Below are 23885 nucleotides of genomic sequence, written 5' to 3' on the forward strand. Positions count from 1 at the left end.
TTTTGCACATTTTGCATCAATAGCCACGAAAGACACGAATGGGTCATGACTCCGTCACAAATAGTGATCAGAATCAGCACCCTAGAGTAATTTTTGTTATATTTCAGATACTTAATATACATGCTCAAATTTTGAGCAATGCGTCCAAACTGAGAGAAAATGGGCCTTCGAACCCTGCACACAAGAGTTATTCACAGCCTTGTCCACAAATATCGGGGATAGAGTCTGAGGCTAAAGCATTAACCATAACAACCGCTATGAGGTTGCTGATGACATCCCGTTTCCGGCTATGACCAGATCGGTTACAAAGGCGCTATGTCAACAATAAAACCCGAACCTGATCTGCCGGAACAGAGCTCTTCTGCGGAGCCTAAAGCGGATATCACGCGGGGCGTCCGGGTGATCCAGCAGCAGGTCAAACTGCTGCCCAATGCCCCTGGCGTCTACCGCATGATGGATGCCGCCGGCGACGTTCTCTATGTCGGCAAGGCGCAGAGCCTGAAGAAGCGGGTCGCGAACTACACCTTTCCGGCCAAGCTGCCGCATCGGATCTTCCGCATGGTCAGCGAGACCATGCGCATGGAATTCGTGCGCACCCATACCGAAGTCGAAGCGCTGCTGCTCGAAAGCAACCTGATCAAGAAGCTGCGGCCACGCTTCAACGTGCTGCTGCGCGACGACAAGTCCTTCCCCTATATCCTGCTGACCGGCGATCATGACTGGCCGCAGCTGGTGAAGCATCGCGGCGCCCGCAACCGCAAGGGAGACTATTTCGGCCCCTTCGCCTCAGCCGGCGCGGTCAACCGCACGATCACCGCCCTGCAGCGCGCCTTCCTGATCCGGAACTGCACAGACTCCACATTCGCCAGCCGCACCCGTCCCTGCTTGCAATATCAAATCAAGCGCTGCGCCGCGCCCTGCGTCGATTATGTCAGCAAGGAAGACTATGCCGAGCTGATCGAGCAGGCGAAGGCGTTCCTGAGCGGCTCCAGCAGGAAGGTCTCGCAGCAGCTCGCCGAGCGCATGCAGGAAGCAAGCGACGCGCTCGACTTCGAGAGCGCCGCCCGGTACCGGGACCGGATCAGGGCATTGGCGCACGTCCAGTCACATCAGGACATCAATGTCGAAGGCGTCGAGGATGCGGACGTGATGGCGCTGCATGGCGAAGGCGGATCGGCCTGCATCCAGGTGTTCTTCTTCCGGGGCGGCAGCAACTACGGCAACCGGGCTTATTTCCCGAGCCACGACAAGAGCATGGAGCCCGGAGAAATCCTCGCCGCTTTCGTCGGCCAGTTCTACGACAACAAGCCGCCGCCCAAGCTGGTTCTGGTCAGCCACGACATGCCGGAACAGGAGCTGATCGCCGAGGCCCTCGGGACCAAGGCCGAACGCAGGGTCGAAGTATTGCGCCCGCAGCGCGGCTCCAAACGCAAGCTGATGGAGCACGCGCTCTCAAACGCCAAGGAAGCCCACGCTAGACGGCTGGCCGAGAGCGCATCCCAACGGCGCCTGCTGGATGGTCTCGCCGAAGCACTGGACCTGGACGGCCCACCCGAACGCATCGAGGTCTATGACAACAGCCATATTCAGGGCACCAACTCGATCGGCGCCATGATCGTCGCCGGGCCCGAGGGGCTGATGAAGAACGCCTACCGCAAATTCAACATCCGCAATGTGGTACCGGCGGACAAGCCTCTGCCGGAGACGGTCGAGCCTGACGAGAACGGCGATGCGCCGGTTCAGGCCGGTGACGATTACGCCATGATGCGGCAGGTATTGACTCGCCGCTTCGGCCGGGCCCTGAAGGAAGATCCGGACCGCAGTTCCGGCAACTGGCCGGACCTGGTGTTGATCGATGGCGGCCAGGGCCAGTACACCGCGGTACGGGAGGTATTCGACGAGCTGGGGATCGAGGATGTCGCCCTTGTCGCCATCGCCAAGGGGCCGGACCGGGATGCCGGGCGGGAGCGGTTCTTCTCAGGCAAGCGTGCGCCCTACTCCCTGCCGATCAACGATCCGGTGCTGTATTTTCTGCAACGCCTGCGGGACGAAGCCCACCGCTTCGCCATCGAGACGCACAGGGCGAAACGGACCAAGGCGATCGGCCAGTCGAAAATCGACGAGGTCCCCGGAATCGGTGCCAAGCGCAAGAAGGCATTGCTGCATCATTTCGGCTCCGCCCGGGAGGTTTCCCGCGCCGGACTTCAGGATCTCGAAGCCGTCGACGGAATTAGCAAAACTGTAGCCAAAAAAATCTATGATTTCTTCCATGATGAGGCCTGATTGGTGTAGCGTCTCGGCAATGGAATACGAGGACGGAATCGCCGTCCCGCCCACTCTTCAGACCAGCGCAGAGATATGACCGGCCTCCCCAATTTGCTCACCATGTCGCGTATCCTCGTGATCCCCCTCATTGTGGGATTCATCTGGTATGGCGAGGACACTTACCGTTGGATCGCTTTCGGCCTCTATGCCTTCGCCGGCATCACCGATTATCTCGATGGCTATCTAGCCCGGTCGATGAACCAGCATTCCGATTTCGGCCGCCTGCTGGACCCGATCGCGGACAAGCTTCTGGTCGGTGCCGTATTGCTGATTCTGTGTTCACTCGACCATATCTCCGGCTACGGCCTGCTGCCGGCGCTGGTTATTCTGCTGCGCGAGATCCTCGTCTCTGGCCTGCGCGAATTTCTGGCGGAGATCCAGGTGCGGATGCCGGTCAGTCGGCTGGCAAAGTGGAAGACAGCCTTCCAGATCGGCTCACTCGGCTTTCTGATTGTCGGCTCGGCAGGCCCCGAATGGCTGCCTACCGTGCTGATCGGCGAGGGACTGTTGTGGGCAGCGGCCATCCTGACCCTGATCACCGGCTATGATTATCTCCGTTCCGGCCTGCTGCATGTCACCCCGGAAGCAGAGGCTGAACGGGCCCGCAGGAAATCCGGCGGCACCGGCAAAAGCGCTTCAGCTGATGCATGACTTGAGTCCGGCACGTCCGGCCCTCTAGACTTCGTCCATGAAAATTTTCGGCCTTGTCGGATGGAGCGGCAGCGGCAAGACGACATTGCTCGTCAAGCTGTTGCCTGAACTTGTCGCCCGCGGCGTCAGCGTCTCGACCATGAAACATGCCCACCACGCCTTTGACGTGGACAAACCGGGTAAGGATTCCTTTGAGCACCGCGCCGCTGGTGCCAGCGAAGTGCTCGTCACGTCGGCCAACCGCTGGGCCCTGATGCACGAGAATCGTGGTGCGTCCGAGCCGACTATCGAGGAGCTGGTCCAGCATATGAGCCCGGTCGATCTGCTCATCATCGAGGGCTTCAAGGAGCACGCACACGACAAGCTGGAAATCTTCAGGGAGGCTACCAGCAAGCCCCTGATCCAGCCAAACGACCCGCTGATTCGGGCTGTCGCCTCGGACGGTCCGGTCGAGGCCGCGACTGTTCCCGTGCTCGATTTGAACGATATTGCCGGGCTGGCGGACTATATTCTCGACTTCACTGGATTATCGAAAGCCGCGTAAGCCATGTCGCAACTGACAGATGACTGCTTCGCCTTCGGCGGGAAGTTGATCCCGGTCGCGGACGCGCTTGCCCGATTCCGGGAAATTCTGGTGCCAGTGGTGAGCACAGAATGCATACCGCTCGCGGATGCCCTTGGGCGTATCCTGGCAGCGGATGTCATCGCCGGTCGCTCCGTGCCGCCACACGACAATTCCGCCGTGGACGGCTTCGCTGTCTATTTCGACGATCTGGCAGACGGTGCAGATACGGTGCTGCCGGTTACCGCCACCATCGCGGCAGGACACCCTCTGGACGGCCCGCAGAAACGCGGTACGGCGACGAAGATCTATACAGGCGCCCCGATGCCGACCGGCCCGGACGGCACATCCCCCGACACAGTATTGATGCAGGAAGATTGCCGCCTCTCCGGCAATCGCGTCGTTATTCCGAACGGCATCAAGCGCGGCGCAAACCGCCGCTTTGCCGGTGAAGATGTAAAACAGGACGCCCGAATTCTGGAAGCGGGCACACGCCTGCGGCCACAGGATATCGGGCTTGCCGCTGCCGTCGGACTGACTGAACTCGACACATGCAAACCACTGCGCGTCGCGATCTTCTCGACCGGCGACGAGGTGCGCGACCCCGGAACGACCGCGCCCGACGGCACGATCTACGATTCCAACCGCCACACCGTCTCCGCTCTACTGCGCGGGCTCGGATGCGCAGTGATCGACATGGGCATCCTGCCCGACAGGCTCGATGCAATTCGCGACGGACTTGATGGTGCGGCGGGGAAAGCTGACATGATCATGACCACCGGCGGTGTTTCAACCGGTGGCGAAGATCATGTGCGGAACGCGGTCGAGTCCCTTGGCTCCCTGCATTTCTGGCGCCTCGCCATCAAGCCGGGGCGTCCGGTTGCCCTCGGTCAGGTCGGCAAGGTGCCGTTCATCGGACTGCCGGGAAATCCGGTTGCCGTGATGGTGACCTTCCTCCGGGTTGCCCGGCCGCTGATCCAGCGGCTCGCCGGCGCGGCGGATACGGATCCGGCGCTGTTTCCGGTCCGGGCGGCCTTCGACTACAAGAAGAAGCAGGACCGGCGTGAATATGTCCGCGTCACCCTGAAGCGCACCGGCGCGAGCGGTCTCGAAGCCGTGAAGTTCGATCGGGAGGGAGCCGGGATACTCTCCTCCATGGTGGCGGCCGACGGGCTTGTCGAGCTGCCGGAAGACTGCACCGGCGTGAAAGCCGGAGATATTGTCGACTACCTGCCCTTCAGCGAGGTTGGCCTGTGAAGATTTTGTATTTCGCCTGGATGCGCGGCAAGACCGGCATCGGAGAAGAAGATGTCTCCCCGCCCGAGACAGTGACAGACGTGGCGGGGCTGGTGGCTTGGCTGAAGACCCGCGGCCCCGGCTTCGAGGACGCGTTTTCGGACATGAAGGTGGTGCGGGCTGCCGTGAACCAGGAATTCGTCGAGCTCGACGCAACAGTCGGCCCGAATGACGAAGTCGCCTTTTTCCCGCCGGTAACGGGGGGCTGACGCTGTGATCCGGGTGCAGAAGGAAGACTTCGATCTCGCCACCGAACTCTCCGCGCTCAGTGCCGGGAACCACAATATCGGCGGCATCACCAGCTTTGTCGGTCTGGTACGAGATATGGCCGAGGGCCAGCATGTCGGCGCGATGACGCTGGAACATTATCCCGGCATGACAGAGAAGATGTTGGAACAGATCGAGGCCGAGGCGAATCAGCGCTGGCCGCTCGAGGCGAGCCTGATCATCCATCGCTACGGACGAATGGAGCCGGGCGAACAGATCGTCCTTGTCGCCTGCGCCTCCCCGCATCGGGAAGCAGCCTTCGAAGCCTGCCATTTCCTGATCGACTGGCTGAAAACCAAAGCTCCGTTCTGGAAGCTTGAAGAGAAAGACAGCGGCGCCGAATGGGTGGATGCGCGAGAGAGCGACGAGGATGCCGCAGCGAAGTGGGATTGAATGCCCGTCAACAGGCTTTCCCGCCGCCCGATCTGTCGCTATCAGAGCATTTTTCATCGCTCTCGAAAAACTTCCCTCTCTGCAAGGCAGCTCATTGATTTAGCAAGTTAAATTTTGCCTTTTCCTATGCTCTGAGCGCATGCGGCTTATGCATAAAACGCAATTGCTGACGACCTCCCAGTCGACCATACGGGGGGCGGCAATTACACGGGCCGATTGGCCGTTTGCGCACCCCGCAAACGGCCTTTGCTCTTCCCGGAGCAGTGCACGCCCGTCGCCGGATGAGAAACCGACGATGTGGCAGGGAGACCCGGCGATGGGCATTCGCTTGGTAGTGCGCGATTTACTGGACGTGGCGACGGAGTGCGGCCTTGAGGATTATCCTTATTGGGCCGGAAGCGAGCGCCGTATCACCGATGCGGACATCCATCGCGCGCTGTCCGAAGACCGGCTGATTGCCCCCGACGACAATCGCGATCCGAACACGCCGATGTGCGCCGAGGATCATGCCGCGCGCGTTGCCTGGCTGGTCCGGCACGGTGACCAGAAGCGGATGAGCATCATCATCCGCAACGGCCGACTGTGCGACGGCAACCACCGTTTCGCCGCCTGCCTCTTCGCCGGAATCGAGTATGTCCGCTGCGTGATGATGGAATCCGAAGAGTTCGCCGCCGCAGCCTGACCCCGTTATCTCCGGGAGTTTGTTGTTAACCACCGGAGAGCGGCGCTAGACTCCGGAGTGTCTTTGTCTCCGGAGGTCCCCGATGATCGGTGCCATTACCCTGCTGCTCGGCTGTCAGCTGCTGGGAGAGCTATTCATTGCCGCCACCGGCTGGCCCCTGCCCGGTCCGGTCGTCGGCATGGTCATCCTGTTCACGGGCCTGATGATCCACGGCAAGGTGCCCGCGCCGGTCGCCGCCGTTTCCGACACGCTCCTCCGCAATCTGTCCCTGCTGTTCATCCCGGCCGGTGTCGGAGTGATGCTCCACCTGAGCCTGATCGAGCGTGAGTGGATCGGTGTTACCGCCGCTCTGATCGGCAGCAGCGCCATCACTGTTGTGCTCACCGCCCTGCTCATGGTCGCCCTGAAGAAATTCTCCCGAGTCGGTCCAGATAGCGCCGGGGGAGATGTCTGATGGAGAACGGCTTCAGCGATATCTGGGTCTACCTGTCAGCGAGCCCGCTGCTGCATCTGTTTCTGACCCTGCTTGCCTATCTTGGCGGGCAGAAACTCTATGAGCGGCTCGGCATGCACCCGCTGGTCAATCCGGTGCTGATCGCGGTCATTGTTCTGGTGGTGATCCTGATCGTGACCCGAACGCCTTATCTGGTTTATTTCGAAGGCGCGCAGTTTGTGCACTTCCTGCTTGGCCCGGCCACGGTCGCACTCGCCCTTCCGCTCTACCGGCAGGTCTCGCGGATCCGCAAAGCCGTGGTCCCGATCCTGCTCAGCGTGATTTTCGGCTCCCTGGTCGCGACCGGCAGCGCCGTCGCCATCGCCTGGGCCTTCGGCGTCTCCGAGGCGACCCTGATCTCCATCGCACCGAAATCCGTGACCACGCCGGTTGCCATGGGTATCAGCGAGAAACTTGGCGGACTGCCCTCGCTCACCGCCGTCTTCGTCATCCTGACCGGCATTCTCGGCGCCATGATCGGCCCGCTGGTGCTCGACCTGTTCCGCTTCAAGGACTGGGCGGCACGCGGTTTCGCCATCGGCATTGCAGCGCATGGCATCGGCACCGCCCGGGCCATGCAGGTCAGCGAGGTTGCCGGCGCCTTTTCCGGCCTCGCGATGGGTCTGAACGCGCTTGCCACCGCGATCCTGCTGCCCCTGCTCTGGCGACTGTTTTTCTAGAATATCCCCCATGCGTCGCGCATCCCGGAAGGAGACGGCGCGTCGGGACAAGACATGATGTTTTTTAAAGCCTAGTGTCCGCCGCATGACCGATACATCCGTGACAGCCATCAACCGCCCGACCTTCGGGATCGCCCTTATTCTGGTCGGAATGCTTGCGATCTCCATCAATGACATGCTGATCAAGGAACTCTCCGGCGGCTATCCATTACACCAGATGGTGTTTACCCGCTCGGCGATCGGCATCGCTTTCAGCCTGGTGATCGTGCAGTTCGAGGGCGGCTGGCACATTCTGAAAACCCAAAGACCGGGGCTGCACGCCCTGCGCGGCCTGCTTGTCGTGATTGCGAACATGTCCTTTTTCGCAGCCCTCGCGGTGCTGCCACTGGCAGACGCGACCGCGCTTTTCTTCGCCGCTCCTCTGTTCATCACCCTGCTGTCCATCCCGGTCCTGGGCGAAAAGGTCGGACCGTTCCGTCTCGGCGCCGTCCTCGTCGGCTTTATTGGCGTGGTGATCATGCAGCGCCCCTGGGCCAGTACGGACGATCTCGGGGTCAGTCGCCTGGTGCTCGTGCTGCCGGTGATCGCGGCCATAACCTATGCCGGCATGCAGATCATGACCCGCAAGCTCGGCATGAGCAGCAAGCCGTCGGCGCTCGCGGTCTATATCCAGCTCATGTTCCTGGTTGTGGCAGGCCTGTTCTGGATCTTTGCCGGTGACGGGCGTTTCGCGGAAGGAAGCGACAACGAGAGCCTGATCTTCCTGCTCCGCGCCTGGGTCTGGCCGGAAGGTGTCGATTTATGGCTTTTCGTCGGGCTCGGCTTCAACTCGGCCGCCGTCGCCTACTGCCTCTCTGCCGCCTATCGCGCCGCCGACGCGGCAACGATTGCGCCGTTCGAATATACCGGCCTGCTGCTTGCCGTATTCTGGGGCTGGGCCATCTGGGGGTATCTGCCGGGTCTTGAAGTGATGATCGGCATCTTCCTGATCATGGCGTCCGGCCTGTTCGTCTTCCTGCGCGAGCGGCAGCGCAACCGCCCGATGGCGAGTGACCCGCCCGCCGGAACCGGGGCGACAAGGCGCTAGGTCGCGATCTGATAATCGCCCAGCCAGAGCCGGATTGCCGCGAGATTGCGAAGCGGCGGAACCAGACCTCTCACGGCCAAACGGGCGCGCCGTCCAGCCCTGCGACCTCCGGCAGGCCGCAGATCAGGTTCGCATTCTGCACCGCCTGCCCCGCCGCTCCCTTGCCGAGATTGTCGACCACACCCATCGCGATCACCAGGTTGCGCTCCGGATCGGCCGCATAGCTGACGAACGCAAGGTTCGAGCCGGTCGCCCATTTGGTCTGTGGCGGCTTGTCGGTCACGCGGACGAACGAACGCCCGTCATAGAAACTCCGGGCCGCATCCAGGCACGCGCTCGTAGTGGTACTACCGCGGCAGTACATGGTGACAAGGACGCCCCGGGTCATCGGCACCAGATGTGGCGTGAACACCAGCCCGGCAGCGCTGCCGCCACTCAGAAGCTCGATTGTCTTCTCCATCTCGGGCATGTGGACGTGCTTGAGCAGACCGTAGGGGATCAAGTTCTCGTTGCTCTCGGCATAGCCGAACTTGCTGTCGGAGCCGCCCCGGCCGGCACCGGAGATTCCGGTCTTGGCGTCGATTATGATGTTGCCGGGCTCGATCAGCTTATTGGCCAGCAGCGGCGCCAGCGCAGTAAGCGTCGCTGCGGGGAAACAGCCGGGGTTGGCAACGCGGGTCTGCCCCTCGACCTTCTCGGGCCAGACATCGGCCAGACCATAGGCCCAGCCCTCAACATGGCGATGGTCGCCACCAATATCGACGATCTTCACGTCGCCGGGAACCCGCGCCAGCGCGTCGGCCGAGGCGCCCGTGGGCAGCGACGCGAACAGCACATCGAGCTTCGGCAGATTTGCCGGATCCCACTTCTCGATCACCAGCCCGGCCAGCTTGGTCGGCACACCCGGAAAGCGCTCCACCAACCGGCTCCCGGCCGTGCTCTCGCCCGCGGCATAGACCAGCTCAAACGACGGATGCCCTGCGATCAGGCGCAACGCCTCGCCGCCGCCAAACCCGCTGATCCCGACAATGCCGACACGCATGCTCATGGTGCTGTCCTGCTGCTGAAGTACTGCCGGATGGTTATAGCCGTGTTGTCATATGGGACAAGGAGGGAGTTGAAGAGATGCGTTGGATGGTTGCGTTGTCTGGATTGTATTCCGTCAAATGACTGAAGCGCACGACTGCTTTCGCCGTAAACCCGTTTCATCTCAGAGGGCGGGCTCTCCGCGAAATATGTTGGGATTTGTGGGGCTCAGGTTAGAAGATACTGCGAGACTGCAGACTAAGTGACGGTCGGCAGGAAACGCGCGCACCTACTTCTCGGTTGACGGTTGGCCGCCGATAGCCGCAGCAATCAATCCTTCAGCTATCGTTTTTGCGGTACGGGCGGCCTCCGATATGCCACGGACATGAGCGGTGACGATCGCGCCTTCTTTTAGAAGGGCAAGTTGCTCGGCCAGCTCTGATGGATTTCGGGCGCCAGCATCAGCGCAAACCTTCGTCAGATAATCGACAATACGCCGCTTATGCTCACTCGATATGCGGTGGGCTGGGTGCTCCTGATCGCCGAATTCACTTGAAGCGTTGATGAAGGCGCAGCCGGAGAAGCCAAGCCCCTTAAAGGCTCGCCCCCGGAACCAGATCTCGAGGGCGTCGAACATGGCGATCAGGCGCTCACGCGGATTGGATGAGACCTTCTCCATCTCACCCATCAGCCAATTGCGGAACTGCTCGTCTCGCCGATTCAGAACCGCCAGGATCAGTTCGTCCTTCGACTTGAAATGCTTGTAGAGCGTCATCTTGGCCACTCCGGATTCGGCCAAGACCTTATCGATCCCGGTGGCGTGGAAGCCCTGGGTATAGAACAGTCGCAGGGCAGTATCGATCAGGTCATCGCGGCGCGAAGTCACTATGTTGGCTCCTTCCCAAAGCACAGCGCTTTATCAGACAGGTCTGTCTAATTTGAGCGCCTATGATCACCTCTGCAAGAGGTTCTAAGAATCTTCTCAAAAAAATTTATCTTGATAATAGACAGACAGGTCTGTATATCTCCAATCATCGAAACGACGCGCACTTGCGTATGTCCAAGGAGCCAATGATGACCCGACTTCAGTTTCCCGCCTCGATCGACGGCGCCCCCGCCGCTGCACAGCCCTTCCTGCAAGGAGTGGAAAAGATGCTTGGCAGCGTTCCGAACCTCTTCCGCTTGACCGCTAACAGCCCGGCCTCCCTCGAAGGCTTTCTGGGCCTCAACGGTGCCCTTGCGAAAGGAGCGCTCAAGCCTCAGACGCGGGAGCGGATCGCGCTTGCCGTGGCCCAGATCAACGGCTGCGCCTATTGCCTCTCGGCCCATACCTATCTCGCCAAGAACCTCGCCAAACTCGATGATGCGGAGATCGCCGCAAACCGCGCAGGATCCTCCAGCGACCCCAAAGCCGATGCGGCAATTCGTTTCGCCGTGGCTCTGGTTAACCAGCGCGGTCATGTGAGCGACGACGACGTATCGGCTGTCCGAGCCGCGGGATACAGCGACGGCGAGCTCGTTGAAATCGTGGCGCATGTCGCCCTGAACACGCTGACCAACTACCTCAACGAAGCATTCAGCACGCCGATCGACTTTCCGATCGTCGACGCAAACGCCGCCTGACGGAACATCTTTTTCAGCCAGTAACAGGAGGCAATCAATGAGCCGCCCACCCTTTCCCCCATTCAACGAGGAGACGGCCGCATTAAAGGTGCGGAAGGCCGAAGATGCCTGGAACGGCCAATCTCCAGAGCAAGTGGCGCTTGCCTATACGCCAGATAGCCGATGGCGAAACCGGGCGGAGACCTTCGAGGGGCGTGACAGAATTGTAGAGTTCCTGACTCGGAAATGGTCGCGCGAGTTGGACTACCGTCTCATCAAGGAATTGTGGGCGTTTCGAGACAACCGCATCGCGGTCCGCTTCGCCTACGAGTATCGCGACGACAGTGGTTTCTGGTTCCGGGCCTATGGCAATGAGAACTGGGAGTTCGCACCCGATGGACTGATGCGGCAACGGATCGCATCCATCAATGAGCTGCCGATCAGCGAGTCCCAGCGGCTATTCAGGTGGCGGCAAGGGCCACGACCCCAAGACCACGCCGGGCTCTCGACACTGAGACTCTAGCCAAGACTTCAGATCCGGCCGCGTAGCAGCGGCCTACCAGAAATATCGATCTCCCAATCCGCCGCGGACGAACCTCGCCCGCGAACGGGATGGGTTTGTCCGGCGACAACCGCCGGTTTCTTCAGCCGGCCGGTGCGGTGTGCTGCCTCCCTGGCCAGATCACAAACAAGGAGTTCAGATATGAACAGCAAGCACGATCACAACTGTGGCTGCGACATCACCCATGAACATGTCGATTTGGCACGTCGCCGTCTGTTGGCCGGCGCCGCAGGAGCTACTGTTGTCGGTGCCGTCGGTGCCAGCAGCACCGCATTGGCAGCCACCGAGCAGGCACGCGCCACCTACGCCGATCCGGAGAATCCAGGCCTACCCCAGATCGATATGACGATCGAACCAGGTCGAACCGCCCTTGTCGTGACGGACCCTCAGGTCGATTTCCTCTCGGAAAAAGGCGTCACCTGGGGGGTCGTCGGCGAAAGCGTCACCGAACAGGGAACGGTCGATAACATCGAGCGCCTGTTCATCGCCGCAAAGTCAGCCGGCATACCGGTTTTCATCTCTCCTCACTACTACTACCCGCATGATCACAAGTGGCAATTCGAAGGCACGCTGGAAAAGACCATGCACTCGATCGGGATGTTTGACCGGCTCGGCCCGCTGAACCTGGAAAACTTCGAAGGATCCGGCGCCGACTGGATGCCCCAGTACAAGAAGTACATCGAAGATGGCGAGACAATTGTCTGCTCGCCGCACAAGGTTTATAGCCCGGCGCAGAACGACCTCAATCTTCAGCTTCGCAAGCGCCGGATCGACAAGGTGATCCTCGCCGGCATGTCGGCGAACCTCTGCACCCAAGCGCATCTCTACGACCTTCTTGAACTCGGCTACGAAGTCGCCGTCGTCCGCGATGCGACAGCGGGCGCAAAAGTTCCGGAAGGAGACGGCTACCTCGCCGCCATCATCAACTTCCGAATGGTGGCGAATGCTGTCTGGTGGACGGATGACGCCGTCAAGCGGATGACCAACGGCAGCTAAACCACGCTGGCGCCGATCCTTCCCCGGCGCCGGCCCTTCCCCTGCACAAGCACTTCCAAAACGATCACAAGAAGGAACAGTAAGATGATTCGGAGACAAACGGTCCTGACCTACGCCACAGCCGCACTAATCTTCTATGGCCTGGCACTCTACGCGTCAGCGGCGTATGCGGCTGACGAATACAACGTCTCGAACGGCCTGACGCTGACCGGCAACCCGCTCGGTGTCCACGGCATCGATCCAACGTCCCTATTCGGCGGAGAGGCAGCGAGACTCGGTTCCGCCGATTTCACGGCCGCGCATGACGGCGTCGACTACTACTTCGCCTCGGCCAAAACACGAGATCGTTTCAAGAGCGATCCGCAGGCCTTTCTGCCGCAGTACGGGGGCTTTTGTGCACTTGGCGTGTCGCTCGGCAAAAAGCTGGACGGAGACGTCCGCTATGCCGACATCGTCGACGGCAAGCTCTATCTGTTCGTCAACGAGGCGATTTTCCAAAAGTACCTCGAAAACAAAGAGGCGGTCCTGGTCGGAGCCAAGGAGACCTGGCCAAAGATCCGTACCGCTGCGGTAGACACGCTTTAGGTCGAGAAGCTGGCAGCTCAAGTCGGAGCCACCGGGATCTACCCAATCGAATGTATGTTGGTGGATCCCTTGCCGGCTGCTCCTACGCAGACTGCGCCTGAAGCCTTTGCTACCTAGATTACGGGATGAGGCACCGGACCGGTTCTAGGCCCTATTGGCTTCATTGACAGGGAGACAACAAATCCACTGTCCGGACCGGCGGGATTGGCCAGAGGTCGGCGCCCGGTTGCTCGACCCAGTGCTGATGATTCAGCACTTGCCCGGCCCGACGTGCTTCGGTCACCAGGTCGAGATTGATTTCGGCAAAGAGCAGCATGTCCTCGTCGAACCTGCCTTCGGCGACAATGCCCGTCTCCGGAAAGCCGATATCGGGCGGGCCGTAGACGCCGGCGACGCCGCGATTGATATCGACGGATGGTGACCAGGGCGCCTTGCCGACGGTCGGGCTGACGACAGCGTAACACTGGCTTTCCAGCGCCCGGGCCATGGCGCCGACACGGACCCGGCCATGTCCGCGCAAGGTGTCCGTGCAGCTCGGGATCAGGATCAGCTCCGCCCCGGCCTCGACCATGGTGCGGACCAGCAGCGGGAATTCGCAGTCGTAACAGATGGCAACGCCGATGCAGCCGAGATCGGTCTCGAATACCGACAGCCCGTCACCGCCGCCAATCGCCCATTCCTCCCGCTCGAAGCGGGTCATGATGATCTTGTCCTGATGCCCGTAGCGTCTGTTCGGCGCGAACAGACGCGCCCGGTTCACCGGCAACTCCCGGCCCGGTACCCGTACCGGCAGGGACGCGGCCAGAATATGCAGGCCATGCGTTGCCGCGAGTTCCTGATGCAGGGCGTCCACCTTCGGGGCCAGTTCATCCAGCGCATCGATCTGTCCCTGCAGGTCCGCTTCCACCGCCTCGCCGCAGATCGAGGCCAGTTCCATCGCGCCATATTCCGGGAACATCAGCAGAGACGCTCCGCCACGCGCGGCTTCTTCCGCCTTCGCGGTGATGCGCCCGGCATAGTCATCGAAACTCTTTGGCCGGCCGATACCATATTGGGCGGAGGCGACCGTGAACTTTCGCACCCTGCTCATCAAAGCTCCCGGACCCAGAATTGCATCGGCTTTTCGCTCTGTTCTTCCTGATCCAGGTCTTTCCAGCTGAAGCCCGTCGTCAGGCCCTCGATGCGCCGGTAGCCGAGCCGCTCCCAGACCGCCTCCACCGGGCGGGCCGCGTGGTCCCGGAGCGGGTGATCGGCGGGCCGAACGACGCCGCAGAACGTCTCCCAGCGAAATCCGCCCAGACGCCTCGCATGCTCACGGCGGCGTTCCAGGAACTCCCGGTAGAGGCCACGGCCGCGATATTCCGGCAGCGTCACCGTTTCCGCGCCGTAGAAGACTTCGGCCGGATCGAAACCGTATTCACTGAAAGGGCCGATCAGCTCCTCATGCTCGGACAGCAGCGGCATCCCCGTGGAGACACCGATAACGGCAGCGCCGTCCTTCGCGGCGACGATGATCGCCCCCTCGGCTTCTGAAAGCTTGGCGATGTACCAGCGCTCGAATTCAAGCGTTCCGTCATAGAGGTAAGGCCATTCCCGAAACACGGCGATGCGCAGCGCCGCGACCTGCTCGACCGCTTCCGTGAAGCCCGGGCTTTCGGGGGTCAGAACGGAAAGCACTACACTCATGCCCCGGTCCCAGCCACCTGCGCGATCCAGTCCTCAAGATTATAGTAAGTGGTCACTCGCGAGATCTTGCCGTCACTGATATCGAGGAAAGTACCGCCGGGCAGCCTGTAGGTCTGGCCGTTTGCGGCCGGCAGCCCCTCGTCATCCGCCAGATAGGTGCCGCTGACCGTGAATTCGGCCGCCGCCCTGCTGCCGTCGTCCGAGGCCATAATGACAATGTCCGATAGCTGCTCCCGATAGCAGCGGGACATGTGGGCACAGAATTCCGCGAACAGAGCCTTGCCCTCCCGGCGCGGGCCCTGGTTGACGTCATGCGCGACATCGTCAGAGAGGCAGGCCAGCATTCCCGGCACGTCGCCGGCATTGAAGGCATCGTAGTAACGCAGTACCAGCGCTTTGGCGGCGGATTGACTGTTGGCGGACATGGCGGTGACCTCGGGCTTTCAATGGAGGATGTGCAGCGATCCGGCCCAAGGTATGCCGCCGTCCGCCTTCTGAATCAATGCCGCCCACTCTAGGAAAGCACGGCCCGGCACTATCCCCCGGGACCGACACTATTTTCGCAACGGTGACGCCGCCGCTTGACCGCCCCTCTCCCCGGCTCTATCTGTTGCGCCGATCAGGCGGTTGGATGGCCGCTGGCGGCGCAAGCCGCTGGAGGAAAGTCCGGGCTCCACGGAGACACGGTGCCGGGTAACGCCCGGCGGGGGCGACCCTAGGGAAAGTGCCACAGAAAGCAAACCGCCCGTCCGCTTCGGCCGACGGGTAAGGGTGAAAGGGTGCGGTAAGAGCGCACCGCGCGGACGGCAACGGACGCGGCATGGTAAACCCCACCGGGAGCAAGACCAAATAGGGATGGCCGGTCGCGCCGCGAGGTGGCGGCAGGTGAGTTTTCGCATCGTCATCCGGGTAGGTCGCGCGAGGCGGTCGGTAACGACCGTCCCAGAGGAATGGCCATACAAGTGCTTTCGGGCACTGGACAGAACCCGGCTTATAGACCGCCTGATCCTTCCTCATCAGCCCCGGCATTTTCTTGCCCCGGCGCCTGCATTGCGGGTTTTCGCACAGTACGCACAAGTCAAAGCCGACGAGAACAAATCACGAACATTAAGGTTTTCCCGCGATTTCAAGTCACTTGAAGCACGCGCATTAACCAAAAACATGCCGCACATCCGCGAGTTCTGAAGCTTTCTTTTGAATTAGTTCGAAAACCTTAGAAAAGCCCCGGAATTGCACGGTTTTTTCAGCTCATTCCCATTGCACTCCACTTTAACCCATGGTATCCCATGTAATCCCATACGGGACCGTACCAGACCCATGCCCGCTCCATCGCGGCGGGTCCGGCGGACCGGAAAGGGGCAGACACAAGACCGATGGAGGGTCCGGTGTCTTTCGGGTGGAACGGCAGTCCAGCGGGTGGGGTGTCGGTCGAGAACGGGGGAAGTCGTGGCAGTTTTTCTGTCCACATTTGCGAACAAGGTTGACCGGAAGGGACGCGTGTCCGTTCCGGCATCGTTTCGCAGCGTTCTCGAGCGGCAGGCTTCCTCGGGCCTGATCCTCTACCCGTCCTTCAAACATCCCTGCATCGACGGCTGCGGTGACGAGCGCATTCAGGAAATGGTCGACTCCATCGACCGGCTCGACGCCTTCTCCGAAGAAGCGGAAGATCTCCAGACAATCCTGGCCGACGCGCGGCAGCTCACCATTGACGGCGATGGCCGGGTGATGATGCCGCAGGATCTGCTCGACTATGCGGGCATCTCCGACACCATCATGTTCGTCGGCCTCGGCAAGAGCTTCCAGCTCTGGCAGCCGGACGCCTACGAGGCACACCGGACCGAAAAGCGCCAGCGGGCCCGCGACCGCGGCATCACCCTGCCCATGGTCGGCCGCGGGAGAGACACGTGAGTGGCGCGGTCCATATCCCGGTCCTGCGCGACGAGGTTGTCGACGCCCTGAACATTGCCGACGGCAAAACCTTTCTCGACGGCACCTTCGGCGCCGGCGGCTACACCACCGCGATCCTGGAAGCCGCGGATTGCCGTGTCGTGGCGATCGACCGCGACCCGGACGCCATCAAGCGCGGTGCCGCCCTGAAAGAACGCTTCGGCGACCGGCTGATGCTGCTTGAAGGCCGGTTCGGCGACATGGACACCCTGGCGCGCGAAGCCGGCATCGAGACGGTCGACGGCGTCGCCCTCGATATCGGCGTCTCCTCACCGCAGATCGACGAGGCCGAGCGCGGCTTCTCCTTCCGCGAGGATGGCCCGCTCGACATGCGGATGGAGCAGTCCGGGCCGAGCGCGGCCGACGTTGTGAACAACGAGACCGAAGAAAACCTCGCGAACCTGATTTACCAACTTGGCGAAGAGCGGCTTTCCCGCCGTGTCGCCAAAGCCATCGTCCTGGCACGGACAGGCAGCGCCATCCTGCGGACATCCCAGCTTGCTGAGATCGTCCGCGGGGTGGTGCCGCGCACCCGCGTCAAGGGCCGGGAAGGCATCGATCCCGCCACCCGGACCTTTCAGGCACTGCGCATCTATGTGAATGACGAGTTGGGCGAACTCGATCGCGGCCTTGAAGCCGCCGAGCGCCTGCTGCACCCGGGTGGGCGTCTTGCCGTCGTTTCCTTCCACAGCCTGGAAGACCGCCGGGTAAAGACCTTCATCCGCACCCGCGCCGGCAAGACCGCACGGCCGTCCCGCCATATCCCGGAAACCGGCCAGACCGGCCCGGCACCGTCCTTCATCGAGATCACCCGCAAGCCGATCGGCCCCGGCGAGGAAGAAGAGAAGCGCAACCCGCGCGCCCGCTCCGCCCGCCTGCGCGTCGCCGAACGCACCGATGCACCGGCCTGGGACCGGGAGGCGGCATGATGCGGCGCTCCATGACACTCTGGCTGCTGCTCGCCACCTGCGCCGGTATCTCGCTCTTCCTCATCAAGCACGAGGTGCAGGAGCGCGAAGACCGGCTTAACGCGCTGCACCGGGAAATCCTCGCAGACCAGGAAGCGATCCAGGTTCTGAACGCGGAATGGAGCTACCTCAACCGGCCGGACCGGCTGGAGCACCTGATCCGTGAACTCAGCGAAAGCCGGGCAGCCAATCAACTGCAGCTGACCTCTCTCGACATGCTGCCGCAGCTGCTGAGCGAACCGGACGACCTGGCCCTCGCCAACCGCGGCGGCAACGGCATCATCCTGCCGATGATCCGGCCTGTCTCGATCAAAGCGGGAGCCCAGTGATGACCCATACACGGCTCAATGCGGCGGATATTCCGGTTCCGGAGAAAACCCTGAAGTTCGAGGGCAGCGGCAAGCAGGCTCTTGAACAGGGCCGCACCCGACTGCTGATCGCCGGCACGGTCTTCGCGCTGGCCTTTTGCGTGATCGCCGCGCGGGTGATCGACGTTTCCGTGTTCGAGCGGGCTGAAGAGCCCCGGCTCGCCGAGGAGCGCGGCACCCTGACCCACAAGACCGGACGGGCGGACATCGTGGACCGCAACGGCATGCTGCTGGCGACCACGCTGAACGTGCCGTCGCTCTATGCCGATCCGAAATACATCATGGACCCGATAGAGTCGGCGGCAAAACTCCGCACTGTCCTGCCGGAGCTGGGCCATGCCGACCTGATCGCAAAGTTCTCCGACAAGAAGCGCTTCACCTGGATCAAGCGCAACCTGACGCCGCGCCAGCAATATGCGGTCAACAAGCTCGGTATTCCCGGTCTTTATTTCCAGAACGAGTCGAAGCGGATCTACCCGCAGGGCCCGCTGACCGCCCATATCGTCGGCCGCGCCGGCTTCGACGATGTCGGCCTGTCCGGTATCGAGAAAAACTTCGATTCCATGCTGCGCGACGGCTCCGATCCGCTGCGTCTCTCTATCGATATCCGGATCCAGCACATCCTGCGTGAAGAGCTGCAGACCCAGATCGACGCCTTCGACGGCATCGGCGCTGCCGGCATCGTCATGGACGTCAACAGCTCCGAAATCGTCGCCATGATCTCGCTGCCGGATTTCGACCCGAACCGCCGGGACCAGATCTCCGACGACGCGATGTTCAACCGGGCCACGCTCGGCGTTTACGAGATGGGCTCGACCTTCAAGATCTTTAACACCGCAATGGCGCTCGATTACGGCACCACGACGATGCGCAACGGCTATGACGCCAGCAAGCCGATCCGAATTGCCCGCTTCACCATCAATGACGACCACGCCAAGAATCGCTGGTTGTCGGTGCCGGAAATCTTCATGTACTCGTCCAATATCGGCTCCGTGAAGATGGCTCTGGATGTCGGCGGCGATCGCCAGAAAGCCTTCATGAAACGGCTTGGCTTCCTCGAAGCATCGGCAGTCGAGCTGCCGGAACGCGGCCGCCCGCTGGCTCCCAGCCCGTGGCGCCCGATCAACACCATGACAATCTCCTTCGGTCACGGCATCGCGGTCAGCCCGATCCAGCTGGCGAACGGCGTGGCCAGCATCGTCAATGGCGGTGTCCGCCACCCGGCGACGCTGCTTCGCCGGGACACGACGGAAATGCTTGTTGGCGAACGGGTGATCTCGGAGAAGACCTCCATCGCCATGCGCCGCCTGCTGCGGCTGGTGGTCGAAAAAGGCACCGGACGGAACGCCAACGCCAAAGGCTATCTGGTCGGCGGCAAGACCGGCACGGCTGAGAAACCAGGACGGGGCGGCGGATATCAGCGCAAGGCCCTGCTCTCCTCTTTCGTCGCCGCATTCCCGGTGAACGACCCGCGCTATGTCGTGCTGGCCATGGTGGATGAGCCGAAAGGCAACAAGAGCTCCTACGGCTACGCCACCGGTGGCTGGGTTGCCGCGCCGGCCGTGAAACGCATCGTCGAGCGTGCAGCTCCGTTCCTGAATGTGACGCCGGTGGATGAAGAAGCGCCCGAAATTCGCCGCTCTTTGATGGTGAAGATCCCTCAAACCAAGGGGAAAAAGGCACTTGCGTCTTTCTGAGCTGATAAATGGCGATCTGATCCGCCACGACCCGCGCACCGCCGCCTTGCTGGCATCGGGCGCGCTGGAGCGTGACGTCTCGGGACTGACCGCCGACAGCCGTCAGGTTCAGCCCGGCTACCTGTTCGCCGCACTCAGCGGCAGCTCGCTCGATGGCCGCAAGTTCATCGGCGACGCCGTGCGCCGTGGTGCCGTTGCCGTGCTGGCGGAAGACGGTACGGATGCGGGCGAAGACACAGTTGCCGTGATTGCCGACGATAACCCGCGCCGGCGCCTCGCCCTGATGGCCGCCAGGTTCTATGGCGAGCAGCCGGGCACCGTCGCTGCCATCACCGGCACCAGTGGCAAGACCTCGACGGCCGAATTCACCCGCCGGATCTGGGCCGCACTCGGCAAGAAAAGCGCCAGCCTCGGCACCCTCGGCATCACCACCGACGACGGCACGGACGGCCCCGGCCTGACCACGCCGGACCCGGTGCAGCTGCATGCCGCGCTCTCAAACCTTGCGGATCGTGGCATCGACCATCTGGCTATGGAAGCCTCCAGCCACGGGCTCGACCAGTTCCGCCTCGATGGCGTGAAGGTCGGCATCGCGGCCTTCCTCAATCTCAGCCACGAGCATCTCGACTACCACAAGGACATGGCCTCCTATCTGAAGGCAAAGGCCGGTCTGTTCGAACGGGTTTTGCAGGCGGACGGAACGGTCATCCTGAATGCGGATTCTCCGGAAAGCGCCGGAATAGCAGCCATAGCGACCAAGCGCGGCCTCAGGACAATCCGCTTCGGGACCGCTCCGGACGCCGATCTCCGGCTGATCCGGCGTGAGCCGACCGCTACCGGCCAGCACCTGACCATCGCTTTCGCCGACCAGGAGCGCACCGTCGAGCTGCCTTTGATCGGTGCCTTCCAGGCCATGAACGCCCTTGCCGCAAGCGCGATCGTCATCGCCTCCGGTGTCGATGCAGCGAAGGTCTTCGATTGCCTGCCCGCCCTCGCCGGTGTGCGCGGCCGCCTCGAACTTGCCGTCCGGCACCCGAACGGCGCGCCGATCTTCATCGATTACGCCCACAAGGCCGAAGCACTGGAAACCGTGCTGACGGCAGTTCGCCCGCACGTCATCGGCGCATTACATGTGGTTTTCGGCTGCGGTGGCGACCGGGACACAGGCAAACGCCCGATCATGGGCAGGACCGCTGCCGACCTTGCCGATCATGTCTATGTGACAGACGACAATCCGCGGACGGAAGACCCGGCGAAGATCCGTGCCGAAATCATGGCCGCCTGCCCCGGCGCGAACGAAATCGGCGACCGGGCAACCGCCATTTCCACTGCCATCAAGGCCTTGCAGCCGGGCGATGCCCTGATCATCGCCGGCAAGGGTCACGAAACCTATCAGATCGTCGGAACCGAAACCCGGCCCTTCGACGACAGAGACGCCGCGCGCGCCGTCGTATCAGCTCTCCTGGGGGAAGTTCGATGACCGCTTCGCTTTGGACATCGGACGAGTTGGTCAAGGCGACGCGCGGCACCCTTCATGGGCCCGCCTTCGAGATTACGGACCTGGTTATCGACAGCCGCAAAGTAACGCCGGGTTGCCTGTTCGTCGCCCTGCCGGGCGAGCGGGTCGACGGCCATGATTATGTCGGCACCGCCCTTCAATCCGGTGCAGCGGCAGCGCTGGTCAGCCGCGTTCCAAACGGGCTGAACGGCGATGCGCCCCTTCTCCTGGTCGAAGACGTTCTGGCCGGTCTGTGGGATATCGCCAAGGCGGCTCGCGCCCGCTCATCGGCGACCGTGCTGGCCGTGACCGGCAGCGTCGGCAAGACCGGCACCAAGGATTCCCTGGCGGCGGCACTTTCCGTCTTCGGCTCGGTGCATGCCAGCGCCGGAAACCTGAACAATCATATCGGAGCGCCGCTCAGCCTTTCCCGGCTGCCGCGGGACGCGGAGTATGCCGTGCTCGAGCTCGGCATGAACCATATCGGCGAAATCTCCGACCTGACCCGCCTGGTCCGGCCCGACCTCGCCATCATCACCAATGTCGAGGAAACCCATATCGGGCATTTCCGCGACCTCGAACAGATCGCCGAAGCCAAGTCCGAGATCTTCGAAGGTCTGGAAAAGGATAATGGTCTCGCGGTGCTGAACCGGGACAACGCGCATTTCTATTTCTGCGCCGACAAGGCCGAGGCCACCGGCGCCCGGATCGTCAGTTTCGGGCGCAGCGAGGATGCGGATGTCCGCCTGATCGGCGCTGAATGCGGGTCCGACGGCTCGAACATCGTCGTCCGGGTTGACGGCAGACAACTGGTCTACCGGATCGACGGCATCGGCATGCACTGGGCCTTCAATTCGGTCGGTGTGCTGGCCTGCATTCACGCGCTTGGCCTGGATCTCAACAAGGCCTCAAGGGCCATCCGGGACGTAACGGCGAAAGCCGGGCGCGGTCGTCAGGAAGAAATCGCCTTCGGCGAAGACGGCCTTCTGTTGATCGACGAAAGCTACAATGCCAGCCCGGCCTCCGTAACCGCCGCTCTCGAAGTGCTCTCGATGACCAAGCCTAAAGGCCAAGGTCGCCGGATCGCCATTCTCGGCGACATGCTGGAGCTCGGAGAGCGATCCGACTTCCTGCACCTCGATTTGCTGGCGAAGGTCTGCGCTTCCGCCGATCTCGTTTTCACGGTCGGCCCGATGATGGACCGCATGGGGCGCAACCTGCCGCCGATGCTGTCCGGCGGGCACGGAGCCACTGCGGACGAGATCGTCTCGCAGGTGATCGACACTCTTGGCGAAGGCGACGTGGTCCTGGTGAAGGGCTCTCTCGGCATGGCCATGGCACCGATTGTCGGTGCCATCCGCGACATCGCCAATTCCAACCAGATGACGCCGCCCAGCGCGGCTTACGGAGGCTAGGGGAGCACCATGCTTTATAACCTGCTCGTCCCTCTCGCCGACGAATATCAGATCTTCAACCTGTTCCGGTACCTCACCTTCCGGACCGGTGGCGCGATCATGACCGCGCTCTTGATCGGCTTCGTGCTCGGTCCCTGGCTGATCGACTGGCTGCGCAGCAAGCAGCGCGAAGGCCAGCCGATCCGCGAGGACGGCCCGGAAAGCCACCTGCTGACGAAAAAAGGCACGCCGACCATGGGCGGCCTGCTCATCCTGATCGCCCTCTCGGTATCCACACTGCTCTGGGCAGATCTCAGCAACGGTTTCATCTGGGCGGTTCTGGTCGTTACCGGCGGTTTCGGCCTGCTTGGCTTCGCCGACGACTACCTGAAGCTGACCAAGCGCAACACCAAGGGCCTTCCCGGCAAGATCAAGTTGCTCGGGCAGATCGTCATTTCCGTGATCGCCGTCCTGATGATCCAGGACAGCATGCCGGCCAATCTGGCCAACGGGCTCGCCGTTCCGTTCTTCAAGGACGTGCTGATCGATCTCGGCTGGTTCTTCGCGCCCTTCGCCATCTTCGTCATGGTCGGCGCGTCCAACTCCGTGAACCTGACCGACGGGCTCGACGGCCTCGCCATTGTCCCGGTGATGATCGCCTGCCTGTGCTTCGCACTGATTGCCTATCTGACCGGCAACGCGGTTTTCGCCAACTATCTGCAGATCAACCATGTCCCGGGAACCGGCGAGCTTGCCGTGTTCTGTGGCGCCCTGCTCGGCGCCGGGCTTGGCTTTCTCTGGTTCAATGCCCCGCCGGCCATGGTGTTCATGGGCGACACCGGCTCGCTGTCCCTCGGCGGCGCGCTCGGCACCATTTCCATCGTCACCAAGCACGAGCTGGTGCTCGCCATCATCGGCGGGCTGTTCGTGCTGGAAACCGCTTCCGTGATTGTCCAGGTCGCCTCCTTCAAGCTGACCGGCAAGCGCGTCTTCCGCATGGCCCCGCTGCACCATCACTTCGAGAAGAAGGGGTGGGCGGAGCCGACCATCGTCATCCGGTTCTGGATCATCGCCGTCATCCTGGCGCTGATCGGCCTTTCCACCCTGAAGCTGAGGTAGG

Annotated in this window: 26 protein-coding genes and 1 other RNA gene; 22 read left to right on the plus strand and 5 right to left on the minus strand. The window is 62.1% G+C overall.

The features are described from left to right. Positions 1 to 342: 342 nt before the first annotated feature. From uvrC to IG629_RS09145, 10 genes are all read left to right on the plus strand, one after another. Positions 343 to 2283 carry an excinuclease ABC subunit UvrC gene (gene uvrC, locus IG629_RS09100; RefSeq protein WP_193171715.1) on the plus strand — a complete coding sequence of 647 codons (1941 nt, stop codon included), beginning with the start codon at positions 343 to 345 and terminating at the stop codon, positions 2281 to 2283. Between the two features lie 75 nt (positions 2284 to 2358). After that, positions 2359 to 2976 carry a CDP-diacylglycerol--glycerol-3-phosphate 3-phosphatidyltransferase gene (gene pgsA, locus IG629_RS09105; RefSeq protein ID WP_051284696.1) on the plus strand — a complete coding sequence of 206 codons (618 nt, stop codon included), beginning with the start codon at positions 2359 to 2361 and terminating at the stop codon, positions 2974 to 2976. 37 nt (positions 2977 to 3013) lie between these two features. Next, entirely contained in the window at positions 3014 to 3520 is a 507-nt protein-coding gene (mobB, locus tag IG629_RS09110; RefSeq protein ID WP_193171643.1) for a molybdopterin-guanine dinucleotide biosynthesis protein B, read from the plus strand. A gap of 3 nt (positions 3521 to 3523) precedes the next feature. Then, a complete protein-coding gene (locus IG629_RS09115; protein ID WP_193171644.1) occupies positions 3524 to 4795 on the plus strand; it encodes a molybdopterin molybdotransferase MoeA in 1272 nt (423 codons plus the stop codon). Next, complete coding sequence (gene moaD, locus IG629_RS09120; RefSeq protein ID WP_193171645.1) at positions 4792 to 5043, plus strand: molybdopterin converting factor subunit 1; 252 nt, start codon at positions 4792 to 4794, stop codon at positions 5041 to 5043. Before IG629_RS09115 ends, moaD begins: the two co-directional genes overlap by 4 nt. A 4-nt stretch (positions 5044 to 5047) precedes the next feature. Further along, positions 5048 to 5494 carry a molybdenum cofactor biosynthesis protein MoaE gene (locus tag IG629_RS09125; protein ID WP_193171646.1) on the plus strand — a complete coding sequence of 149 codons (447 nt, stop codon included), beginning with the start codon at positions 5048 to 5050 and terminating at the stop codon, positions 5492 to 5494. A 316-nt stretch (positions 5495 to 5810) separates the two neighbouring features. Beyond that, a complete protein-coding gene (locus IG629_RS09130; protein WP_193171647.1) occupies positions 5811 to 6176 on the plus strand; it encodes a hypothetical protein in 366 nt (121 codons plus the stop codon). An 82-nt stretch (positions 6177 to 6258) separates the two neighbouring features. After that, positions 6259 to 6630, plus strand: a complete 372-nt coding sequence (locus IG629_RS09135) for a CidA/LrgA family protein (protein WP_193171648.1) — start codon at positions 6259 to 6261, stop codon at positions 6628 to 6630. Then, positions 6630 to 7349: an LrgB family protein gene (locus IG629_RS09140; protein ID WP_193171649.1), complete on the plus strand. Its 720-nt coding sequence runs from the start codon at positions 6630 to 6632 to the stop codon at positions 7347 to 7349. Before IG629_RS09135 ends, IG629_RS09140 begins: the two co-directional genes overlap by 1 nt. A gap of 85 nt (positions 7350 to 7434) precedes the next feature. Next, positions 7435 to 8436: a DMT family transporter gene (locus IG629_RS09145; RefSeq protein WP_193171650.1), complete on the plus strand. Its 1002-nt coding sequence runs from the start codon at positions 7435 to 7437 to the stop codon at positions 8434 to 8436. Between the two features lie 70 nt (positions 8437 to 8506). Here the strand turns inward: IG629_RS09145 and argC are convergent, their stop codons facing one another. Next, the gene (gene argC, locus IG629_RS09150) at positions 8507 to 9484 is read right to left on the minus strand and encodes an N-acetyl-gamma-glutamyl-phosphate reductase (RefSeq protein ID WP_193171651.1); all 978 of its coding nucleotides are present in this window, start codon (positions 9482 to 9484) and stop codon (positions 8507 to 8509) included. Positions 9485 to 9751: 267 nt separating this feature from the next. Continuing rightward, entirely contained in the window at positions 9752 to 10348 is a 597-nt protein-coding gene (locus IG629_RS09155) for a TetR/AcrR family transcriptional regulator (protein ID WP_193171652.1), read from the minus strand. Positions 10349 to 10536: 188 nt separating this feature from the next. Between IG629_RS09155 and IG629_RS09160 the strand changes: the two genes are divergently transcribed. The 4 genes from IG629_RS09160 (at position 10537) to IG629_RS09175 (ending at position 13207) form a co-directional block, all read left to right on the plus strand. Beyond that, positions 10537 to 11085 carry a carboxymuconolactone decarboxylase family protein gene (locus tag IG629_RS09160; RefSeq protein WP_193171653.1) on the plus strand — a complete coding sequence of 183 codons (549 nt, stop codon included), beginning with the start codon at positions 10537 to 10539 and terminating at the stop codon, positions 11083 to 11085. A 37-nt stretch (positions 11086 to 11122) separates the two neighbouring features. Then, positions 11123 to 11587, plus strand: a complete 465-nt coding sequence (locus IG629_RS09165; RefSeq protein WP_193171654.1) for a nuclear transport factor 2 family protein — start codon at positions 11123 to 11125, stop codon at positions 11585 to 11587. 180 nt (positions 11588 to 11767) lie between these two features. Continuing rightward, entirely contained in the window at positions 11768 to 12622 is an 855-nt protein-coding gene (locus IG629_RS09170; protein ID WP_193171655.1) for a cysteine hydrolase, read from the plus strand. A gap of 84 nt (positions 12623 to 12706) precedes the next feature. Beyond that, positions 12707 to 13207, plus strand: a complete 501-nt coding sequence (locus IG629_RS09175; RefSeq protein ID WP_193171656.1) for a YHS domain-containing (seleno)protein — start codon at positions 12707 to 12709, stop codon at positions 13205 to 13207. Positions 13208 to 13367: 160 nt separating this feature from the next. Here IG629_RS09175 and IG629_RS09180 read toward each other — a convergent pair whose 3' ends face one another. Genes IG629_RS09180 through IG629_RS09190 form a run of 3 tightly spaced genes read right to left on the minus strand, consistent with a single transcriptional unit; the run spans position 13368 to position 15318 of the window. Further along, a complete protein-coding gene (locus IG629_RS09180) occupies positions 13368 to 14297 on the minus strand; it encodes a carbon-nitrogen hydrolase family protein (RefSeq protein ID WP_193171657.1) in 930 nt (309 codons plus the stop codon). Then, complete coding sequence (locus IG629_RS09185) at positions 14297 to 14893, minus strand: GNAT family N-acetyltransferase (protein WP_193171658.1); 597 nt, start codon at positions 14891 to 14893, stop codon at positions 14297 to 14299. The genes IG629_RS09180 and IG629_RS09185 overlap by 1 nt, the downstream gene beginning before the upstream one ends. Then, positions 14890 to 15318, minus strand: coding sequence for a ketosteroid isomerase-related protein (locus IG629_RS09190; RefSeq protein WP_036553300.1), 429 nt, complete (start codon positions 15316 to 15318; stop codon positions 14890 to 14892). Before IG629_RS09190 ends, IG629_RS09185 begins: the two co-directional genes overlap by 4 nt. 194 nt (positions 15319 to 15512) lie before the next feature. Between IG629_RS09190 and rnpB the strand changes: the two genes are divergently transcribed. The 8 genes from rnpB (at position 15513) to mraY (ending at position 23884) form a co-directional block, all read left to right on the plus strand. Continuing rightward, positions 15513 to 15903, plus strand: an RNA gene (rnpB, locus tag IG629_RS09195) — RNase P RNA component class A. A gap of 436 nt (positions 15904 to 16339) precedes the next feature. Continuing rightward, a complete protein-coding gene (gene mraZ / locus IG629_RS09200) occupies positions 16340 to 16801 on the plus strand; it encodes a division/cell wall cluster transcriptional repressor MraZ (RefSeq protein WP_028465834.1) in 462 nt (153 codons plus the stop codon). Beyond that, positions 16798 to 17769, plus strand: a complete 972-nt coding sequence (gene rsmH / locus IG629_RS09205) for a 16S rRNA (cytosine(1402)-N(4))-methyltransferase RsmH (RefSeq protein WP_193171659.1) — start codon at positions 16798 to 16800, stop codon at positions 17767 to 17769. The genes mraZ and rsmH overlap by 4 nt, the downstream gene beginning before the upstream one ends. After that, the gene (gene ftsL, locus IG629_RS09210) at positions 17766 to 18137 is read left to right on the plus strand and encodes a cell division protein FtsL (RefSeq protein ID WP_193171660.1); all 372 of its coding nucleotides are present in this window, start codon (positions 17766 to 17768) and stop codon (positions 18135 to 18137) included. Before rsmH ends, ftsL begins: the two co-directional genes overlap by 4 nt. Next, positions 18137 to 19873 carry a peptidoglycan D,D-transpeptidase FtsI family protein gene (locus IG629_RS09215; protein WP_193171661.1) on the plus strand — a complete coding sequence of 579 codons (1737 nt, stop codon included), beginning with the start codon at positions 18137 to 18139 and terminating at the stop codon, positions 19871 to 19873. Before ftsL ends, IG629_RS09215 begins: the two co-directional genes overlap by 1 nt. Then, positions 19860 to 21353, plus strand: coding sequence for a UDP-N-acetylmuramoyl-L-alanyl-D-glutamate--2,6-diaminopimelate ligase (locus IG629_RS09220; protein WP_226886572.1), 1494 nt, complete (start codon positions 19860 to 19862; stop codon positions 21351 to 21353). Before IG629_RS09215 ends, IG629_RS09220 begins: the two co-directional genes overlap by 14 nt. Continuing rightward, complete coding sequence (locus IG629_RS09225; RefSeq protein WP_193171662.1) at positions 21350 to 22786, plus strand: UDP-N-acetylmuramoyl-tripeptide--D-alanyl-D-alanine ligase; 1437 nt, start codon at positions 21350 to 21352, stop codon at positions 22784 to 22786. Before IG629_RS09220 ends, IG629_RS09225 begins: the two co-directional genes overlap by 4 nt. Before the next feature lie 9 nt (positions 22787 to 22795). Beyond that, entirely contained in the window at positions 22796 to 23884 is a 1089-nt protein-coding gene (mraY, locus tag IG629_RS09230; RefSeq protein WP_193171663.1) for a phospho-N-acetylmuramoyl-pentapeptide-transferase, read from the plus strand. Position 23885 lies beyond the last annotated feature (1 nt).

Source organism: Nisaea nitritireducens (genome assembly GCF_014904795.1).
In the GTDB taxonomy this organism is placed as follows: domain Bacteria; phylum Pseudomonadota; class Alphaproteobacteria; order Thalassobaculales; family Thalassobaculaceae; genus Nisaea; species Nisaea nitritireducens.

What these genes read in the sequence shown, in the direction of transcription:
- argC (WP_193171651.1), bottom strand. Translation starts at nt 9,484, where the DNA reads ATGAGCATGCGTGTCGGCATTGTCGGGATCAGCGGGTTTGGCGGCGGC.
- IG629_RS09140 (WP_193171649.1), top strand. Translation starts at nt 6,630, where the DNA reads ATGGAGAACGGCTTCAGCGATATCTGGGTCTACCTGTCAGCGAGCCCG.
- IG629_RS09180 (WP_193171657.1), bottom strand. Translation starts at nt 14,297, where the DNA reads ATGAGCAGGGTGCGAAAGTTCACGGTCGCCTCCGCCCAATATGGTATC.
- IG629_RS09170 (WP_193171655.1), top strand. Translation starts at nt 11,768, where the DNA reads ATGAACAGCAAGCACGATCACAACTGTGGCTGCGACATCACCCATGAA.
- IG629_RS09165 (WP_193171654.1), top strand. Translation starts at nt 11,123, where the DNA reads ATGAGCCGCCCACCCTTTCCCCCATTCAACGAGGAGACGGCCGCATTA.
- mraY (WP_193171663.1), top strand. Translation starts at nt 22,796, where the DNA reads ATGCTTTATAACCTGCTCGTCCCTCTCGCCGACGAATATCAGATCTTC.
- IG629_RS09185 (WP_193171658.1), bottom strand. Translation starts at nt 14,893, where the DNA reads ATGAGTGTAGTGCTTTCCGTTCTGACCCCCGAAAGCCCGGGCTTCACG.
- IG629_RS09130 (WP_193171647.1), top strand. Translation starts at nt 5,811, where the DNA reads ATGGGCATTCGCTTGGTAGTGCGCGATTTACTGGACGTGGCGACGGAG.
- pgsA (WP_051284696.1), top strand. Translation starts at nt 2,359, where the DNA reads ATGACCGGCCTCCCCAATTTGCTCACCATGTCGCGTATCCTCGTGATC.
- IG629_RS09215 (WP_193171661.1), top strand. Translation starts at nt 18,137, where the DNA reads ATGACCCATACACGGCTCAATGCGGCGGATATTCCGGTTCCGGAGAAA.
- ftsL (WP_193171660.1), top strand. Translation starts at nt 17,766, where the DNA reads ATGATGCGGCGCTCCATGACACTCTGGCTGCTGCTCGCCACCTGCGCC.
- mobB (WP_193171643.1), top strand. Translation starts at nt 3,014, where the DNA reads ATGAAAATTTTCGGCCTTGTCGGATGGAGCGGCAGCGGCAAGACGACA.
- IG629_RS09115 (WP_193171644.1), top strand. Translation starts at nt 3,524, where the DNA reads ATGTCGCAACTGACAGATGACTGCTTCGCCTTCGGCGGGAAGTTGATC.
- IG629_RS09160 (WP_193171653.1), top strand. Translation starts at nt 10,537, where the DNA reads ATGACCCGACTTCAGTTTCCCGCCTCGATCGACGGCGCCCCCGCCGCT.
- IG629_RS09225 (WP_193171662.1), top strand. Translation starts at nt 21,350, where the DNA reads ATGACCGCTTCGCTTTGGACATCGGACGAGTTGGTCAAGGCGACGCGC.
- IG629_RS09135 (WP_193171648.1), top strand. Translation starts at nt 6,259, where the DNA reads ATGATCGGTGCCATTACCCTGCTGCTCGGCTGTCAGCTGCTGGGAGAG.
- IG629_RS09190 (WP_036553300.1), bottom strand. Translation starts at nt 15,318, where the DNA reads ATGTCCGCCAACAGTCAATCCGCCGCCAAAGCGCTGGTACTGCGTTAC.
- IG629_RS09145 (WP_193171650.1), top strand. Translation starts at nt 7,435, where the DNA reads ATGACCGATACATCCGTGACAGCCATCAACCGCCCGACCTTCGGGATC.
- IG629_RS09175 (WP_193171656.1), top strand. Translation starts at nt 12,707, where the DNA reads ATGATTCGGAGACAAACGGTCCTGACCTACGCCACAGCCGCACTAATC.